The sequence below is a fragment of the Maribellus maritimus genome (genome assembly GCF_022267315.1).
Taxonomy (GTDB): Bacteria; Bacteroidota; Bacteroidia; order Bacteroidales; family Prolixibacteraceae; genus Draconibacterium; species Draconibacterium maritimum.
The window spans coordinates 22,400-40,655 of sequence record NZ_JAIKLE010000005.1 but is presented as its reverse complement, the minus strand read 5'-3'; the positions used below and the strand labels follow the sequence as shown (position 1 = coordinate 40,655).

Below are 18,256 nucleotides of genomic sequence, written 5' to 3'. Positions count from 1 at the left end.
TTTCTTAAGCTATTGATTTAGTTTAATCTGCAGGTTTTCATCCAGTGCTGAAAGAAATTCCTCTGTTGTCAGGTAATGTTCTTCCTTTAAATCTTTGCCGTGAATAATTAAAGCCAAATCTTTGGTCATCTTTCCACTCTCTACGGTTTCAATACAAACCTGTTCAAGCGCGTGAGCAAAATCAATAAGTTCTTTATTGTCATCCAGTTTTCCCCGGAAAGCCAAACCTCGGGTCCACGCAAAAATCGATGCAATGGGGTTGGTTGATGTTGGTTTTCCTTGTTGATGCTGACGAAAATGACGGGTAACGGTACCATGAGCTGCTTCGGCTTCCATTGTTTCTCCGTCGGGGGTGACCAAAGTTGATGTCATTAGACCAAGGGAGCCAAAACCTTGCGCAACGGTATCACTTTGCACATCGCCATCATAATTCTTACAAGCCCAAACAAATCCGCCTTCCCATTTTAGGGCTGCAGCAACCATGTCATCAATTAACCGATGTTCATATGTTATTCCAGCCTCTTCAAACTGTTCTTTGAATTCAGTTTCAAAAATTTCCTGGAAAAGATCTTTAAATCTTCCGTCGTAAGCTTTCAGGATGGTATTTTTTGTCGACATGTACAGAGGCCACTTTTTGTCTAAGGCCTGGTTCATACAAGAACGTGCGAACCCGCGAATTGAATCATCCGTATTGTACATTGCCATTGCCAAACCGTCGCCCTCGAAATCAAAAACTTCGTGTGAAACCGGCTCACTTCCGTCTTCAGGTGTAAAAGTAATGGTTAGTTTACCTTTTCCTTTTGTCAAAAAATCTGTTGCCTTGTACTGGTCTCCAAAAGCATGGCGGCCGATACAAATTGGCTGTTTCCATCCCGGAACAAGACGTGGCACATTTTTTATCATTATAGGTTCACGAAAAACAGTTCCTCCTAAAATATTACGAATGGTGCCGTTGGGCGATTTCCACATTTTTTTCAGGTCAAATTCTTCAACGCGTGCTTCATCGGGAGTAATGGTTGCACATTTTACACCTACTCCATATTTTTTTATAGCCAACGCTGCATCAATAGTTACCTGGTCATCTGTGGCGTCGCGGTGTTCCATTCCAAGGTCGTAATATTTTAAATCGACATCGAGATAAGGAAGAATCAATTTTTGCTTAATAAAATCCCAGATTACCCGGGTCATTTCATCACCATCCAGTTCTACTACCGGATTTTGAACCTTAATTTTCTGCATATTTTCGTTTTTTTATGAATTATATTTGTTGAATAATTTTTAGGAGTGAAAAACGCGTAGTTATCACCCCTCACTATTCCGTTTATTCAATTTTAGGCGAATATTCCTTAATTATTTTGTTTTCGAATTAAGTTCAGTGCTGACCCCGCTTTGAACCACTCAATCTGTTGTGTATTGTAGGTATGACTTACTTCAATCATATCTTTCGCGCCATCAGAATGAATAACTTCAATATTTAAGTTTTTTCCCGGTGCAAAGCCTACCAAATCAGTAAAATTGAAGGTATCGTCTTCCTGAATCACATCGTAATCTTCTTCATTTACAAATGTCAAAGCCAGCATTCCCTGTTTTTTGAGATTGGTTTCATGAATCCTGGCAAATGATTTTACAATTACTGCACGAACTCCCAGGTGTCGTGGTTCCATTGCAGCATGTTCCCGCGATGAACCTTCGCCGTAATTATGGTCGCCAACTACAACGGTTGAGATACCTTTCTCTTTGTATTCCCTTTGAACCTTCGGAACCTGTTCATATTCACCGGTGAGTTGATTTTTTATAGAATTGGTGTCGCTGTTAAATGCGTTTACAGCTCCAATCAGCATGTTGTTGGAAATATTATCCAGGTGTCCTCGGAATCGTAACCAGGGACCTGCCATTGAAATATGATCGGTTGTGCATTTGCCAAGCGCTTTTATGAGAAGTTTTGCTCCTTCAATATTTTTTCCGTCCCAGGCTTTAAAGGGAGAGAGCAATTGCAAACGGTTTGAATCCGGAGCTACATTCACTTCGACTTTTGAGCCATCTTCTGCCGGTGCCTGATAACCCGCATCTTCTACAGCAAAACCATTGGAAGGCAATTCAAATCCTGTAGGCGGGTCGAGTTTTACCTGTTCTCCCCTTTCATTGGTAAGGGAATCGGTAACCGGATTAAAGTCCAGTGTGCCAGCAATGGCAAGCGCTGTCACCAATTCAGGCGATGTAACAAATGCGTGTGTATTCGGGTTTCCATCGGCACGCTTTGAAAAGTTCCGGTTAAAAGAGTGAACGATTGTATTTTTCTCCTGCTTGTCGGCACCCGGGCGAGCCCACTGACCGATACAGGGACCACATGCATTGGCAAATACCTTTCCACCCATATTTTCAAAAGTACTGATAAAACCGTCGCGTTCTATAGTGTAGCGCACTTGTTCAGAGCCCGGGGTAATTGTAAACTCTGATTTTACTTTTAACCCTTTATCAACTGCCTGTTTTGCAATTGAAGCAGCTCTTGAAATATCTTCGTAAGATGAATTGGTACAACTACCGATTAAGCCAACAGAAACATTCAGGGGCCAGCCGTTTTCACGTGCGGTTTTTCCCATTTCCGAAATTGGCGTTGCACGGTCGGGTGTAAATGGCCCGTTTACGTGAGGAGTAAGCTCTGAAAGATCAATTTCGATTAATTCATCGTAATACACCTCCGGATTTTCATATACTTCCGGATCGGCTTTCAAATACTCTTTTATATCGTTCGCCAGCTCCGCCACTTCTTCTCTGCCGGTAGCTTTTAAATAGCGCGCCATACTTTCATCGAAAGCAAATAAACTGGTTGTAGCGCCCACTTCAGCCCCCATATTACAAATGGTTCCTTTTCCTGTTGCCGACAAAGATCTGGCACCTTCGCCAAAATATTCAATAATTGCACCGGTGCCACCTTTTACAGTTAAAATACCTGCAACTTTTAATATAATATCTTTAGGTGCTGACCATCCGTTCAGTTTCCCGGTTAATTTTACACCAATTAGTTTTGGCATTTTCAATTCCCAGGGCATTCCGGCCATCACATCAACTGCGTCAGCTCCGCCAACACCAATGGCAACCATTCCAAGTCCGCCGGCATTCGGTGTGTGCGAGTCAGTTCCAATCATCATTCCGCCCGGGAAAGCGTAGTTTTCCAAAACAACCTGATGAATAATTCCGGCACCTGGTTTCCAGAAACCAATTCCGTATTTGTTTGATACAGATTCCAGAAAATCAAAAACCTCTTTATTGGCATTTTGGGCCACATTCAAGTCGGTTTTTCCTTCTACCTGCGCCTGAATAAGATGATCGCAATGAACGGTTGACGGAACAGCCGTAGTGTTTTTCCCTGAATTCATAAACTGAAGCAACGCCATCTGAGCGGTAGCATCCTGCATAGCCACTCTGTCGGGGGCAAAATCTACATAGTCTGCTCCTCTTTTAAAGGCGTCAAGTTCCTGTGTTTCATATAAATGTGCATAAAGGATTTTTTCGGCATAAGTCATCGGCCGGTTTAAAGTTTTTTTACTTTTTTCGATTTTTCCGGCTAGTCCGGAGTATACACTTTTTATAAGGTCTAAATCAAACATATGTTATATAGTTTTTTTAATTGAATTCCCTGATGATTCGTCACAAAATTTAACAAAAAAATTCCGTAAAAGTTGCATTCTAGTTAAAGTATTTTTCTAAAAAGGAGGTTAAATATATAGATAATTAAATATGTTAAAATGAAAATAAGCTAATATAGAATGAGTTTAAAAAAGAATGATTTAAATCATATTGGATTGTTGTTCCGAAGTTATGTAAAACGGGCTGCAACTTAAAATCTAAAAATCATTTCAAATTGGTTAATCATATTTTCAAAATTTATTTCCGGTAACTTTTTTGTCAGGTAATTGTTTTCTTCCACATTCAGCATTCGAATTTTTTCACTCAAGGTAAATTGAGCCAAATCTGTGATTAAAGACTTTTCCAATCCTTTGTTTTTCCAGTTATTAAGGATCCCAATTTGAGGAATATCCCCCTTGATTTTATGAATAAATCCAAAAGCGAGAACATGGTTATCTTTTGTTAGAGCAGAGAATTGATAATTCTCGCTGACATTCAGAATGGATTTGAAACTGTTTTGCCATGTCGGTTCAAATAGAGAATAGTGTGGGGATGTGAGTTGCTGCAAAAGAGAAATGTCATGACTAAACAGAAACTTTCCGGGAGTTGGTTCCGGTAATTTCTTTTTGGGGATTTCAAAACATTCCAGACGACGTGTTTTTACAAAGCCATGTTTAGTGTAGAGTTTTATTGCCGGCGTGTTGTTTTCCAATACTTCCAAAACAAGACAACTGAATTGTTTTTTCTTCAGAAATCCAATCAGTTCAAACAATAGCTTCTCACCGATTCCTTTTCTCCTGAAGTTTTTGACAACACCGGTGCCTCCGTCGTAAGCATATTTTTTACCATCAATTTCGCGAAATCCGGTTAAAATAAATCCAACTAAACGGTCGCCTTTAAAGCAGCCCATTGAATATTCAGGTTTGAGATCTCTCGTCTTTATCATTTCCAAAAGTCTTTCCAAAGGCATTGCAATTTGAACTTCGTAATCGGAAAAAGCGTCATTAAATACTTGGTTTATCAATTTTACTGGTTTGTGAGTCAGTGGTTTAATTACTAAATTATCCATTAGATCCGGTTTTTCCCAAAAGTTTGACAAACTATTAAGAGAAGTATAAAAATATTCCAAAAAAGAGTTCGTTCGGCCATTTTATGAAAAGCTTTTTTAATTCCGTTTTTTTTCGACAGGTAAACGCCGGTATATTTTACGAATTTCATTTTGTGTTTTGTGTCTTTTTTGTTCCTGTTCGAAAATTGTTTTTATATCAAAAAATGTAACTTCGAGACAAATTTAACTAAACAAGATACTCCGATGAAAGAATCAAAGAGAACTTATCCTTTGCAAATACAGATAATTATAAGTTTAATTCGAATATTAATCGGGTGGCATTTTTTTTACGAAGGGATTTCGAAACTGGCTACTCCAGGCTGGTCTTCAGCTTCCTATTTAATGGATTCGAAATGGTTGTTTTCAGGTATCTTCCATCAAATTATCGGAAATCCATCCGCTTTGGCTGTGGTCGATTTTTTGAATGTATGGGGATTAATTTTGATTGGAGTGGGATTGTTTCTTGGGCTTTTTACGCGAATAGCCAGTATTAGCGGAATATTATTGTTGCTGCTGTATTATGTTGCCAGCCCTCCATTTGTTTTTTCAAAAGGAGTTGTTGACGGGCATTATTTTATAATAAACAAAAATCTGATTGAAGCAGCTATGCTGTTGTTGATAGCTACATTACAGAAAGATACGATGTATGGTTTGGATAATTATCTGGAAATAATTTGGGTAAAGAGAAAGGAACAGAAATTTCCCAAAGAAATGAATCATGAAATTCCTGAACAACTTGTGAGTTCCCGTCGCGAAATGATAAAGAATCTGGCAGTTATTCCTTTTATGGGAGGTGCCTTTTTTGGGATGGCGAAGAAACAAGGTTGGTTAAGTTTTGAAGAAAAAAATTTGGCTAATGTTGATGCAGTTACCAGCGCTTCAATGCTTACTGCAAAGAATATTGACTTATCGCAATTGAAAGGTGAAGTTCCAAAGGGAAAAATAAAACATTTAGAGTTAAGCAGAATAATTCCCGGAGGAAATTTGGTTAGTGGTTTTGCCCATTCGCGTGACCTGGTATATGTTTCTCCGCTCATCAAAACCTATTTTACTGATGAAAAAATTATTGAAACCCTTTGGATTTATGAAGCTTGTGGAATTAATGCAACAATTATGCGGACGGATGAAAATACGATACGGGTTTTAAAAGAGTACCGAAGACGAGGTGGAAAAATTCAGTGGCTGGCTCAAACTTATCCAAAAGGGAAGGATTTGTCGAATATACAATTGGCTATTGACAATGGTGCCGTTGGTGCTTTTGTGATGGGAAATATTGCAGACCTGATTGTTTACGAAAACCGCCTGGAAGATTTAGTTCTTCCCATAGAATATATTCGTAAAAACGGGCTGATTGGCGGAGTTGCCGCTCACTATCTCAAAGTACCGCAAACCTGTATGGAACAGAATATTGAAGTTGATTTTTTTATGAAAACATTCCATCACGACAACTACTGGTCGGCTCACCCTGTTGAAAACAGAAGACAAATTGTAGAAGAGAAGGAGAATTATACACAACATGATAAATTTCATGATAACCTTTGGTGCGTGTCCGCAGATGAAACAAAAGCTTTTTTTGATAACTGCAAAGTGCCGTGGATTGCTTACAAAGTTTTGGCTGCAGGAGCAATAAAACCGCAGGATGGAATACGGTTCGCTTATGAAAACGGAGCGGATTTTACCTGTGTGGGAATGTTTGATTTTCAGGTTATCGAAAATGCAAACATTGTTCATGATACTTTAAACTCTTCTCTGAAAAGAGAGCGAAAGTGGTTTGCATAGTTTTTTTTCTTCTTGTAGTTCTCTGGAAAATAGTATTATATGTTGGAGGTATGCTTTTTTGTGAAAAATAATTTCAAAAAAACATACTGAATGTAATGGTTTTTTTAACAGATTTCGTCATTTATATGTAACCAGACATAACTTTGATATGAATGATGAGCTAGAACGATTAATTGCCAGATATTTAGCAGGTGATACTTCGGTAGAGGAAAACAAACAGTTACTCGCATTTATTGAAGCAACTCAGGAGAATAAGGAATTTTTCAGACAGATAAAAGATAATTATCTCTTGTCTGGTGCTTTAAATCCTGATTTTAATAAAGATGAAAATTGGTTTCGTCTGCAAAAAAATATTACTGCACCCGCACCCCGTAAAGACCATCATCTCCTGGGAGTTAAAATACTTCGTTGGGCTGCTGTAATTTTGTTCGCGTTTCTTTCCGGCTTTTTTGTCAATTATCTGTTACAGTTGCGTGCTGATGATATATCATCTCCTGTTTGTGAGATATCTGCAGCAAAAGGTGCGCGCACTTTTGCTGTTTTGAGTGACAGTACAAAGGTATGGCTAAACGGAGGGAGTAAGCTTACTCTGGCTGAAGATTTCAATAAGAAATCGAGAGATGTTTTTCTCAATGGCGAAGCGTTTTTTGATGTTTCAAAAAGTAAAGATAAATACTTCAATGTTTATTCTTCCAATATTTTTATTCGTGTATTGGGAACGCAATTCAATGTAAAATCTTATGAAACTGACGATGTAATTGAAACGACATTAAAAGAAGGAAAAATAAATATTTACGAAATCGGTAAAAATGAAAACAGACAAATTGTAACACTTTCGCCCAATCAGAAAGTTACTTATGTGAAAGGGACCGGGAAAATTTCTTCGGAAAATTTAAAAAGAGAGTATAAAAAAACGGTAGAAAAAGATGAAGAGGTGCGCTACCAGGAGTCAAATTACCTAATTGCGAGAAAAGTAAATCCTGCTGATTATTCATCATGGAAAGATGGTAAGCTGATTTTTCGAAAAGATCGGTTGGAGGATATTGCGTTAAGTCTTGAAAGACATTTCAACGTAAACATTCGTATTGAAGATGAAATGGCAAAAGAAGTATTGATCAATGCAAATTTTAAAAATGAAACCATTGAGCAGGTTCTTTATGCCTTAAGCCTCACTTCATCCATCGACTACGAAATAAGCCTGAATCAAATATCTATTCGCTATAAACCAAATAAAATGCAATCAAAGTAAATTAAATGAAATGCCGGGAAACGCCACATTCCCCGGCAGGTCAATCGCCCGTAAGGGGCAATTTTGTTAATAACATTATAACAGTTTAAAAGTATGAAAAAAAAACGTATTAACGAACGTTGGGCATGGCCTGGCGGTTGTTTCAAAAAAACCATTTTGATTATGAGGTTAAGTTTAATCTTGATTTTGTTTTCGGTGCTAACTGCAAGTGCATCGGTTTATTCACAAAGCACAAAAATTAGTCTCGACTTAAAAGATGTTACCATTACTGAGGCTTTTAATGTAATCGAAAATCAAACCTATTTTCGGTTTGTTTATGATGATAAATTGTTTAATGACGAAAAAATTGTAACGCTCAGGGCAAAGGAGCGAAACATCGAAGAGATTTTGCATCAGATTTTTCCAAACGATGAAGTTTCGTATAAAATTCTGGAAGATAATCTAATTGTATTTCTCCCGGGAGAACAGTCGGGGAAGGCAATTAAAGGAAATGTTGTTGATGAAAAAGGAGAACCGCTGCCTGGGGTAACAGTTCTTTTGAAAGGTACAATGAAGGGTACTGTAACCAACGGAGATGGCAATTTTAATATAAACGTTGATGACGCCTCTTCTGTCCTGGTCTTTTCATTTGTCGGGTTTGAGTCGACGGAAGTGGAAGTAGGGAACCGTACAGCGATTAGTGTAAAATTGCAGCCATCAGTAGTTGGATTGGAGGAAGTAATTGCAATTGGATACGGAACACAGAAAAAACGTGATATTATTGGGTCAATATCAACCATTACCAGCGACGAAATTTTAAAAACTACTGATGCATCTTCATTTGATGCAGCACTGCAGGGTATGGCTCCGGGCTTGATGGTATCCAGCGAGTCGGGAGTTCCCGGAGCTCCGGTTCAGATAAAGATTCGCGGAGTAAGCTCCATTTCTTCGGGAACCGATCCCTTATGGATTGTAGATGGAATTCCTATTGTAAGTGGTTCAGCCGGTCGTGCATATGATGGTGAAACATCACAAAATGTAATGTCGTTGATAAACCCGTCAGACATTGAATCGATACAGGTTTTAAAAGACGCAGCCGCAACTTCAATTTATGGTTCGCGTGGTTCCAACGGGGTAATTCTGGTAACCACGAAATCGGGTAAGAAAGGAAAGATGTCTTTTAATGTAGATTTGAAATCGGGTGTTAGTAACTGGGCTAACCGGGATATTGGCCTGGCTTCGGGAAGCGAGTATATTGAAATAATGGACAGGGCGTATGCAAACAGCGGACTTTCGGGAGTTTTTGATCCTCAAATATCCTTGAATCAATTGGATGGAATGGTGGCTGCTATGACAAGGGATGAGGCATTGGCAACCGATACCGATTGGGGCGATTTGGTTAGCCGGACAGGTTCATTTGTTGAAGCAAATGTTTCAGCAACCCAGGGAACGGAAAAAGGAAATTCGTATTTATCCTTACGATACAGAAAAGATAATAGTATCATAAAATACAGCGATTTAGAAACAATATCAGTTAACTCAAATCTGAATTATAATCTTTTTGATGCATTTAAGTTGAATTACCGCGGATTTGTTTCTTTTGCGGACAATAACCGTGTAAAGTCAAAAGATGGGAAAGGAGCTGCCGGTGGCTGGGCACAGGTAAATGCCTATTCTTTGCCATGGATGAAAGTATACGATGATACCGATACCGGCGTGAATGGTTTTTGGAATCCTTTATCGGGAGCAAATGCTCTGGCGGGGATTTCACCACTCAACAGCGAGAGTAACCTTCAAACCTTAAATGTTCTGCAGGGATTGAATGGAACTCTTCAAATAGTGGAAGGTTTAACAGTGAAAGGAGAATTTGGCGCCAACCTTTTGTATAACAAGGGAAGATCATGGAGAGGTGATGGTATCCGTATTGACGGGGCAATAGCTAAAGAAAGCAAAGACCGTACAACAGTATTAAATTATAATACATTCTTTAATTATGATAAAACTTTTGGTGAAGACCACTGGTTGAATGTTGTCGCAGGAGTTGAGAATACACGCTCTTCCAGTCATTATACTTATTTGGAAAGTGAAGCATTGGTGGGCAGTTTTCACGAAGTTGGAAAACCTGAATCAATAAAAGGGTACAGCTATTTAGGAGATGAAAGCTATTTGAGGGGTTATTTTGGCCGGGCGAACTACAAATTTAAAGACAAGTATATTGTCGGAGGAAGTATTCGTCGCGACGGGATCTCTAAATTCACTTCAGAAAATAGGTGGGCAACGTTTGCTTCCGGTTCCGCCGGATGGATTATCTCCGAAGAAGATTTTTTTAAATCCGAAACAGTTAGCATGTTAAAACTACGGGGAAGTTATGGCCAAACCGGTAATACGAATATCCCAAGTGGTATTACTTCCGACTATTATTCTGTGCGGACCAGCAATACACTGGGAATTCCAAGTACCGAATTTGTAAGTGTTGGAAACTCAGATATCAAGTGGGAAACAACCAGTACGCTGGATTTTGGCGTAGATTATGGCCTGTTTAACAACCGGATAAACGGATCTTTGGCTTATTATGTACAAACGGTAGAAGATATGCTTTTAGCAGTTGCCCTTCCATACTCTGCTGGGATTTCCGGTGGAAATATTATTTGGCAAAATGTGGGAGACATGGAAAACCGTGGTGTAGAATTTAATGTAGATGCCAATATTTTGAATGGCGTTTTTAAGTGGGATTTGGCTTTTAATGCGTCGTATAACAAAAACAAAATTAAAGCGCTGGATCCGGAATCAGATGCCAATAATGTTGGAATTACTCAGATGGAGAGCAGCGAAGACCAGGTAATAACTATTTTTAAAACCGGCCTTCCTCTTGGAAATTGGTATATGGCGGAGTCAGCAGGAGTTGACCCGGAAAAAGGGATTCCAATGATTTATGAAGTACAGGAAAACGAGGATGGAACAACTTCGCATACCGGGAATATTATTCCCGCAACAAGTGATAATCTGGCCAATAACCGTATGATTCTTGACGGGAAAACGTCGTTGCCGAAATTTGTTGGTGGCTTTAACAGCCGTTTTGCATATAAAAGTTTCGATGTGGCCATGAATTTTAGTTTTGCTGCTGGCAATTATATATACAACCGTTTGCTTCAAAGTACTCTTACACCTAACCGCGGGGTACGTGCTCTTTCAAACAAATTGCTTACAGATGCCTGGCAGAACCCGGGGGATAATGCAAAGTGGCCGCGTGTAGTTATGAATGTTCAGCATTTTTACGATAACGAAGGAAACCCCACTGAAGAGCCGGTTACATATGGTAGCGAAGAAAAATTTATTTCTTCCATGTACCTTGAAAAAGGTGATTATCTCAAGCTGAAAAATTTATCGGTAGGTTATACTTTGCCGGTAAAAATTGCCTCAAAAATGAAAATGCAATCAATGCGTGTGGCTCTGAATGTAACCAACCTTTTTACTTTGACCAAATTCTCTGGTTACGATCCGGAAGTAGGAATAGACCAAACAACCGGAGCGAGCCTGGTTAGTTATTCCTCTATACCGCAGGCACGAACTTACAGCCTGGGATTAAATATTAATTTTTAAATCATGCAAAGAATTATCACAATGAATAATATAAAGAAATATTTAATACTGGTATTTATTACCCTTGCAGGAATTTCCTGCGATCAGGATTCTTTCTTCGAATTAGAAAGACCCAACCAATTCCCATGGACAAACGTGAGCGAGCTGGAACTGGGTGTAAGAGAACCCTATTATTTACTGAATAAAGGCCCTTGGGACAACCCGTTTGGAACCATCGCGCTAAAAAATTTCACTGAATCGGATCTGGCTTTATACATACCACAGTTTGTGGGGGCAAGTAACTCGGCTGCTTATTACAATCGTGATTTCAGCGAAGCAGCTTGCATCAATGAAATGGAGGGAGTTTTTTTAAAATGTTACGAAATAATAACTGCCTGCAATGGCCCTTTGCAAATGTTAAGTGATGCCGAAGAAAATGGTGAGGAACCTTTCCCCGGCATGACACAGACAGATAAGAATAAAGTGAACCAATTAAAAGGGGAATTACTATTTATGCGCGGACTCGCCTATTGGTATCTCGCCCGCATGTATGCACCTCCATATGATCCCAACGGCAGCAACGATGGTCGTTTCTTTACTTTACGACTTGAGTTTTCAAATTCTTCTGAAGAATTGAAAAATCCAACACTGGGAACTGTTGCAGAAGTTTATGAAGCCATAGAGAATGATTGGACAAATGCAAAAGAATTGCTTTATGAAGATAACACCTCTGTTATAAATGAATCAAATGCAAGGGCACGGGCCAATAAATTTGCAGCTTCGGCAATGTTGATGCGGCTCTATTTTATAAAAGGAGAGCACGCCAAGGCAGAGGCGGAATGCAATTATATTATTAGCAACGGCAGCAGCATATATGATTTGACAGAAGATCCGATTGAAGCTTTTAATAAAAACGGAGCTGATGGTTGGGGAAAAGAAGTAATTTGGCAAACTGCCTGCGAAGAAACATCCGGAGCTTACGGGCGCATCGAATCCATCTTCTCAAGAAATCATTATGCCAGAGATGCCCAGTCTTCATGGTCAAGTCAGGCTATGTCATTTAGTTCAATGATACAGGTTGGATGGATGGATGAAAATCATGCAGAAACGGAAGAAGCACGAAACGACAAAAGGTACAACCAGTTGTATTATAGATACGATGTGGATCCACGTTCGGATCTGGTTCCTCCGTTGGTTTGGAGTTATAAATACTTCAGGGCATCGGATGCGCGCCGCTCAAACAGACCATTGATTCGTTTGGCCGAGATTTATCTTACCCGCGCTCTTATACGTTTGAATAATAACGATTCTCAAGGGGCAGCTGCCGATTTAAATGTGGTTCGAAACAGGGCTGGTTTGGATGATATCGCAGCGGCTGACATTACAAAAGCTGCTATTGATAACGAACGAATAAAAGAACTGGCTACTGAAAATGGTGACAGAAACTATTATCTAATAGGACAACAATTACCACTGTATATCGGCGATCGGGATGCATCAAACTTTTCATCCATACAACCTCCGTATTCAGCATGCTACTGGCAGGTTCCACAGTCGGAACAAGACCAGAATCAAGCTTACAATTAACACATTATACTGTTTTGAGCCAATCCTGTATCCTTCAGGATTGGCTTTTTCTTTTGTTTTTTATGATTGAAAGTTCAATTCTTTGTATTATGGCCTAAATATTTTCGCATTTTTGTATAAATGAGTCTTTCTGAAAGAAAAATTGGCTTTGAAGATCACGCTGCCGGCAATGACCTGAATAAATTGAAAGAAATCTTTTATTTCTATTTTGATTCGGCTTGCCTTTATGCAGAATCCATAATAAAAGACAAAAATTACGCAGAAGATTTAGTTATCGAGTGTTTCGAGAGACTCTGGGAAGAGAGAGAAAAAATTTTTGTGAAAGAGAGTGTACGTAATTACTTGTTCCGTTCCGTCCGCAATAAATGCATCGATCATTTAAGGCAAAAAAAGAGATATTTCGAAATAGAAATAGAAAAGGCTTTTGAATTAAATTCTTTAAAGGCAAGTTCAGCTTATTTTGATACAACCGATCCTCTGGAGTTGAAAGAACTGGAACAAACGATTGAGGATGCTATTGACCAGTTACCCGATGCCTGCAAAACTATATTCTTGTTAAATCGTAAGCATGGATTGAAATATAAAGAAATAGCCGAGCAATTAAATCTATCGGTTAATACCGTGGAAGTACAAATGGGAAGGGCATTAAAAAAGCTTAAGATGTCGTTATCTGAATATTTGTTTGTGTTGTTTTGTTTGCACGCTGAATAGAACTCAAAGGATTAGAAATACCGCATAACAGAACTATCTAAAGCAGTATGTTTACATTTTTTTATCGAACAGAATCATTATTTATTTCAACTTTGACTGTTGTGAATGTTATGGAGCCAGTGAATTATCAAAAGCAACTGAAAGATCGATGCTTGTTTATTTGTCGGTTCCTTTGAGGAGATAACATTTTTAAAAATTGATTTTTATGAAAAGGTATTGCATTATATTACTTACCACACTGGCATTAATTTCATGTAATAGCTGCAGGCTCTTTATAAGAGAGAACAACAAGTTTGTAAATCCTTTTATCGGAACAGCCGGTGATTACGGGCAAACCGATCCTTCAGCGAATATCCCGTTTGGAATGATTAAAGCCGGCCCCGATACCGACCCCGGAAATCATTGTGGATACGATTATAATGCAACGAAATTTTTGGGTTTCTCGCAAAATCGTGCATCAGGAGTTGGATGTAGCGGAACAGGTGGAAACCTGCGTATTTTTCCTTTTATAAACAATTTAAAGGAAAGTGCAGAAATGGATAAAAATACAGAAAAGGCTGAGCCAGGTTTCTATTCCGTAAAGTTGAGAAACGGAATAATTGCCGAAGCAACTGCTGCAAGAACAGCAGGGATTTATCGTTTTGTCTTTCCCAAAACAGAAAAAACAGGTTTCCGAATTCATTTTGAAACCTCTTACTCCGGTTTTATTGATGAAAAGCACATATTTCAAAACGATCGGTTTTTAAAAGGTTGGATTCAGTGCAGGGGAAATTGTAAAATGGGGAGTTATAAGTTTTACTATTTTGTAGAATTGGCAGAAAAACCGACCGAAATTAAGGAATCAAAAGGGATTGCTGATATCTATTTTAGTGCGAACAGTTCTCAAACACAGATCATAAAAGTTGGACTGTCATCGGTAAGCACAGCTGAAGCTGAAAAGAATCTGAACAGTGAAGCGGCAGAAATTAATTTTGATCAAATGCGTGCAATTGCTGCAAAAAACTGGCGGGAATATTTAGGCCGGGTAAATGTTACAACAGATAACGACACGCTAAAAACGCTTTTTTATACTCATTTATACCACGCGTCGCAAACTCCGTACAATATTATTGATGAATCAGGTTCTTATGGTGGAAGCGATGGAAATACCTACCATTCTGATAATGGTAGTTATTACTCCGGATGGTCGCTTTGGGATACTTTTCGTTCAAAAATGCCACTGCTTTCCATTTTGTATCCTGAAAAATATAAAAATATGATGCGTTCCATGTATCAGCTTTATAAACAGGGAAAATCGGATGATCCAACCGATACCGAGTCTTTTATATTGATTCGCAATGAGCACAGTATTCCTGTTCTACTTGATGCTTACCGGAAAGATTTGCTGGATGAGCCGTTGGCTGATGTATTACATTTAATGAAAAAGGAGGCTGAAAACCTTTCGGTTGATTCTCCTGACAAAATTCTGGAAGCTTGTTATGACTGGTGGGCGTTTTCCGAAATTGCAGGTGAATTGGGTGATGTTGCACTTCAAAAAGAGTTTTACGAGAAATCAATAAATTATCGGAAAATTTGGTACGATAAATTCAAAGTTATGGGAGCGAATGCAGATGTTATGCACGGAGACGGTTTATATGAAGGAACATTGTGGCAGTACCGCTGGTTTGTTCCTTATGATTACCCGTGGATTGAAGATGCCATGGGCGGCAAAAAAGCAAGTGTTTCGCAGTTGGATTACTTTTTTGAAAATAACTTATTTAACGTGGGAAACCAACCTGATATTCATGTTCCGTTTCTGTATTATGAATTTGGTGAACCATGGAAATCGCAGAAGTTAGTAAGGCAAATTCTTTTGGAACCCACCGTAAACCATTACGGTACTCATGAAAAATGGAAAAATCCATACATCGGAAAAGTATTTAAAGCTGAACCGGAAGGGTATATTGAAGAAATGGACGATGATGCGGGAACCATGTCGGCATGGTTTGTTTTGTCTTCCATGGGATTGTATCCCCGGAATATTGGTGAAACCTCATACTGGATTCTTCCTTCTGTTTTTGAAGAGGTGGGTATCCGGCTTGCAGATAAAAAATCATTTAAAATTATTAACAGGCGAAATTCATCCGATGATATTTATATTGAAAGCGCTACATTAAACGGAGAACCATTTTCAAAGTCCTGGATTGATTACCAGGATATACAAAATGGCGGAACGCTGGAATTAACTTTAGGTAGCACTCCAAATACTGACTGGGGAAAATTGTAAGGGGAAATTTAAATACAACTAAACAAAAATAAAAATGCGTATTAAAATTTATTTGTCAGCTTTTATTCTGGGAATAGGGTTTGGGTGTTCAACAAAACAAAATGTGAATGCCCCGTCTGATTTTACCCAGTTTGTAAACCCAATGATTGGAACTGCAAAAACAACTACCATTGCCGGGCTTCGCCATGGTGGCGGTAGTGAACACAATGCACAGGTTCAACCTTCTGTAACAGTTCCGTTTGGAATGACCAACTGGTCGGCTCAAACCAATAATGTTGAAACAAAATGTATGTCGGCATATTATTATAAAGACAGTATAATCACCGGCTTTCGTGGATCGCACTGGTTAAGTGGCTCCTGTACTCAGGAATATGGTTCTTGCGCAATTATGCCCGTTTTTGGCGATTTGGTTTGTAATCCGGATAAACGTGGTTCTGCGTATTCCCACGATAATGAAACAGCAACTCCTTACTGTTATAAAGTTAGTCTTGCTGATTATCATATCTCCGCAGAAATGACGGCTACAACGCGCTGTGGTTTGCTCCGGTTTACTTTTGGAAATGAAGGTCCGGCGCATTTGGTTATCAATCCGAACAGCGATGAGGGAGAAGGTTTTGTGAAAGTAAATGCCGATAATAATGAAATAGTAGGCTACAACCCCGTTCATCGGATTTATCAGGGCTGGGGGAAACATGCAGGTTTTTCCGGCTATTTTGTTATGCAGGTTGAAAAAGTGCCTGTTTCTTACGGGGTTTATTCCGGCGACGATATTCATCAGAAGCAGTTAATCATTGAAAATCTGCCCAATCTTGGGGCTTATTTTTCTTTTGATGTAAAAAAAGGAGAAGTGCTTCGGGTAAAAATAGGTACTTCGTTTGTGAGTGTTGAAGAAGCTCGTAATAATTTGAACGAAGAAATCCCGGATTTTGATTTTGAAAAGACAAAAGAAAGTCTTAAAAAAACATGGAACGATTTGCTTTCCAGAGTGGCAGTGCAGGGAGATGACCACGACGATAAAGTGAAGTTTTATACCGCACTGTACCATTGTTTCCAGCAACCCCGTATTTACAATGATGTAAGTGGTACTTATCCGCGTTTCGACGGCAATGCACAGACTGATACCATTTGTGACGGAAACTATTACTGCGATTTTTCTGTTTGGGATACCTATAGGGCAATGCATGCATTTTACAGTCTTATTGTTCCGGAAGCAAATGCCGATATGGTGCGCTCGCTTCTAACCATGGCTCAGGTAGGCGGGTGGATGCCTATTTTCCCTAAATGGAACAGTTATACTTCAGCCATGATTGGCGATCATGTTACTTCTATTGTGGCAGAGGCTTATACCAAAGGAGTGGTTGATTTAACGGAGGAAGATTATGAAATATTAAAACATAATGCGAATGAATCTCCGGAAAGTTTTGCTGAATATACCGATGGCAAGGGAAGACGTGCACTGAAATCTTATTTAAAATATGGCTACATTCCATTGGAAGATTCAGTAATGGAGGCCTTCCATAAACGGGAACAGGTTTCGCGTACGCTTGAATATGCGTATGATGATTTTGCTTTGGCGCAGATTGCAAAAAAAATGGGAAAAACAGAAGATTACAATTATTATATGAAACGGGCGCAGAATTACCGGAATGTGTTCGACCCTGAGGTAAACAATATGAATGGGAGACATGCCGATGGAACTTTTACCAAAGATTTTACGCGCGACCAACATACATCTTTTATAACCGAAGGAACACCATGGCAATACAATTGGTATGTTCCGCATGATGTAGATGGATTAATTGAGTTGATGGGAGGGAAGAATGCCTTCAATGCCGACCTCGACAAATTCTTTGAAGTTGGTCAGTATTGGCATGGAAATGAGCCGGGACATCAGATTCCATTTCTATACAATTATTCAGGGCAGCCATGGAAAACACAAAAGATTGTGGCCGATGTTATGAATGAAGAATATGGAACCGGTCCTGGAGGATTAAGTGGAAATGATGATGCAGGAGAAATGTCGGTTTGGTACGTATTTGGAGCACTCGGTTTTTATCCGGTTTGTCCGGCATTGCCGGAGTATCAAATTTGTGGCTCTAAGTTTAATAAGGTTACAATTACAATGGAATCAGGAAAAACATTGGGAATAAATGCCCCTGAGTACAGCAAAGAGAATATTTATATTCAGCAAATAACATTTAACGGGAAAGAATATCAATCAAATTCACTGAATCATTTTGATCTGGCAAGTGGTGGCGAAATTAGTTTCGAAATGGGACCGGAACCCAAAAAGTAGTGACATGGATTTTATGTGAGTAGAACCAACCGAATTCAAGATAAAAGGAAAGCCGCAGAATGGCTTTCCTTTTTT

10 protein-coding genes are annotated in these 18,256 nt (G+C 39.1%); 7 read left to right on the top strand and 3 right to left on the bottom strand.

What is annotated here, in order from left to right; all coding sequences use genetic code 11:
* Window positions 1–9: 9 nt before the first annotated feature.
* From K5G00_RS06050 to K5G00_RS06040, 3 genes are all read right to left on the bottom strand, one after another.
* Window positions 10–1,239, bottom strand: a complete 1,230-nt coding sequence (locus K5G00_RS06050; RefSeq protein ID WP_238765264.1) for an NADP-dependent isocitrate dehydrogenase — start codon at window positions 1,237–1,239, stop codon at window positions 10–12.
* Window positions 1,240–1,346: 107 nt separating this feature from the next.
* Window positions 1,347–3,608: an aconitate hydratase gene (locus tag K5G00_RS06045; protein ID WP_238765263.1), complete on the bottom strand. Its 2,262-nt coding sequence runs from the start codon at window positions 3,606–3,608 to the stop codon at window positions 1,347–1,349.
* A 230-nt stretch (window positions 3,609–3,838) separates the two neighbouring features.
* Window positions 3,839–4,696 (bottom strand): GNAT family N-acetyltransferase, encoded by an 858-nt coding sequence (locus tag K5G00_RS06040; protein ID WP_238765262.1) that lies wholly within the window; start codon window positions 4,694–4,696, stop codon window positions 3,839–3,841.
* 243 nt (window positions 4,697–4,939) lie between these two features.
* Between K5G00_RS06040 and K5G00_RS06035 the strand changes: the two genes are divergently transcribed.
* From K5G00_RS06035 to K5G00_RS06005, 7 genes are all read left to right on the top strand, one after another.
* Window positions 4,940–6,514 carry a DoxX family membrane protein gene (locus K5G00_RS06035; RefSeq protein WP_238765261.1) on the top strand — a complete coding sequence of 525 codons (1,575 nt, stop codon included), beginning with the start codon at window positions 4,940–4,942 and terminating at the stop codon, window positions 6,512–6,514.
* Window positions 6,515–6,662: 148 nt separating this feature from the next.
* On the top strand, window positions 6,663–7,763 hold the full coding sequence (locus K5G00_RS06030) for a FecR family protein (RefSeq protein ID WP_238765260.1): 1,101 nt from the start codon (window positions 6,663–6,665) through the stop codon (window positions 7,761–7,763).
* 93 nt (window positions 7,764–7,856) lie between these two features.
* Window positions 7,857–11,342 carry a SusC/RagA family TonB-linked outer membrane protein gene (locus tag K5G00_RS06025; protein ID WP_238765259.1) on the top strand — a complete coding sequence of 1,162 codons (3,486 nt, stop codon included), beginning with the start codon at window positions 7,857–7,859 and terminating at the stop codon, window positions 11,340–11,342.
* Window positions 11,343–11,345: 3 nt separating this feature from the next.
* The gene (locus K5G00_RS06020) at window positions 11,346–12,908 is read left to right on the top strand and encodes a RagB/SusD family nutrient uptake outer membrane protein (protein WP_238765258.1); all 1,563 of its coding nucleotides are present in this window, start codon (window positions 11,346–11,348) and stop codon (window positions 12,906–12,908) included.
* A gap of 120 nt (window positions 12,909–13,028) precedes the next feature.
* A complete protein-coding gene (locus tag K5G00_RS06015) occupies window positions 13,029–13,619 on the top strand; it encodes an RNA polymerase sigma-70 factor (RefSeq protein ID WP_238765257.1) in 591 nt (196 codons plus the stop codon).
* A gap of 205 nt (window positions 13,620–13,824) precedes the next feature.
* Window positions 13,825–15,885, top strand: a complete 2,061-nt coding sequence (locus K5G00_RS06010) for a GH92 family glycosyl hydrolase (RefSeq protein WP_238765256.1) — start codon at window positions 13,825–13,827, stop codon at window positions 15,883–15,885.
* 34 nt (window positions 15,886–15,919) lie between these two features.
* Entirely contained in the window at window positions 15,920–18,181 is a 2,262-nt protein-coding gene (locus K5G00_RS06005; protein ID WP_238765255.1) for a GH92 family glycosyl hydrolase, read from the top strand.
* Window positions 18,182–18,256 lie beyond the last annotated feature (75 nt).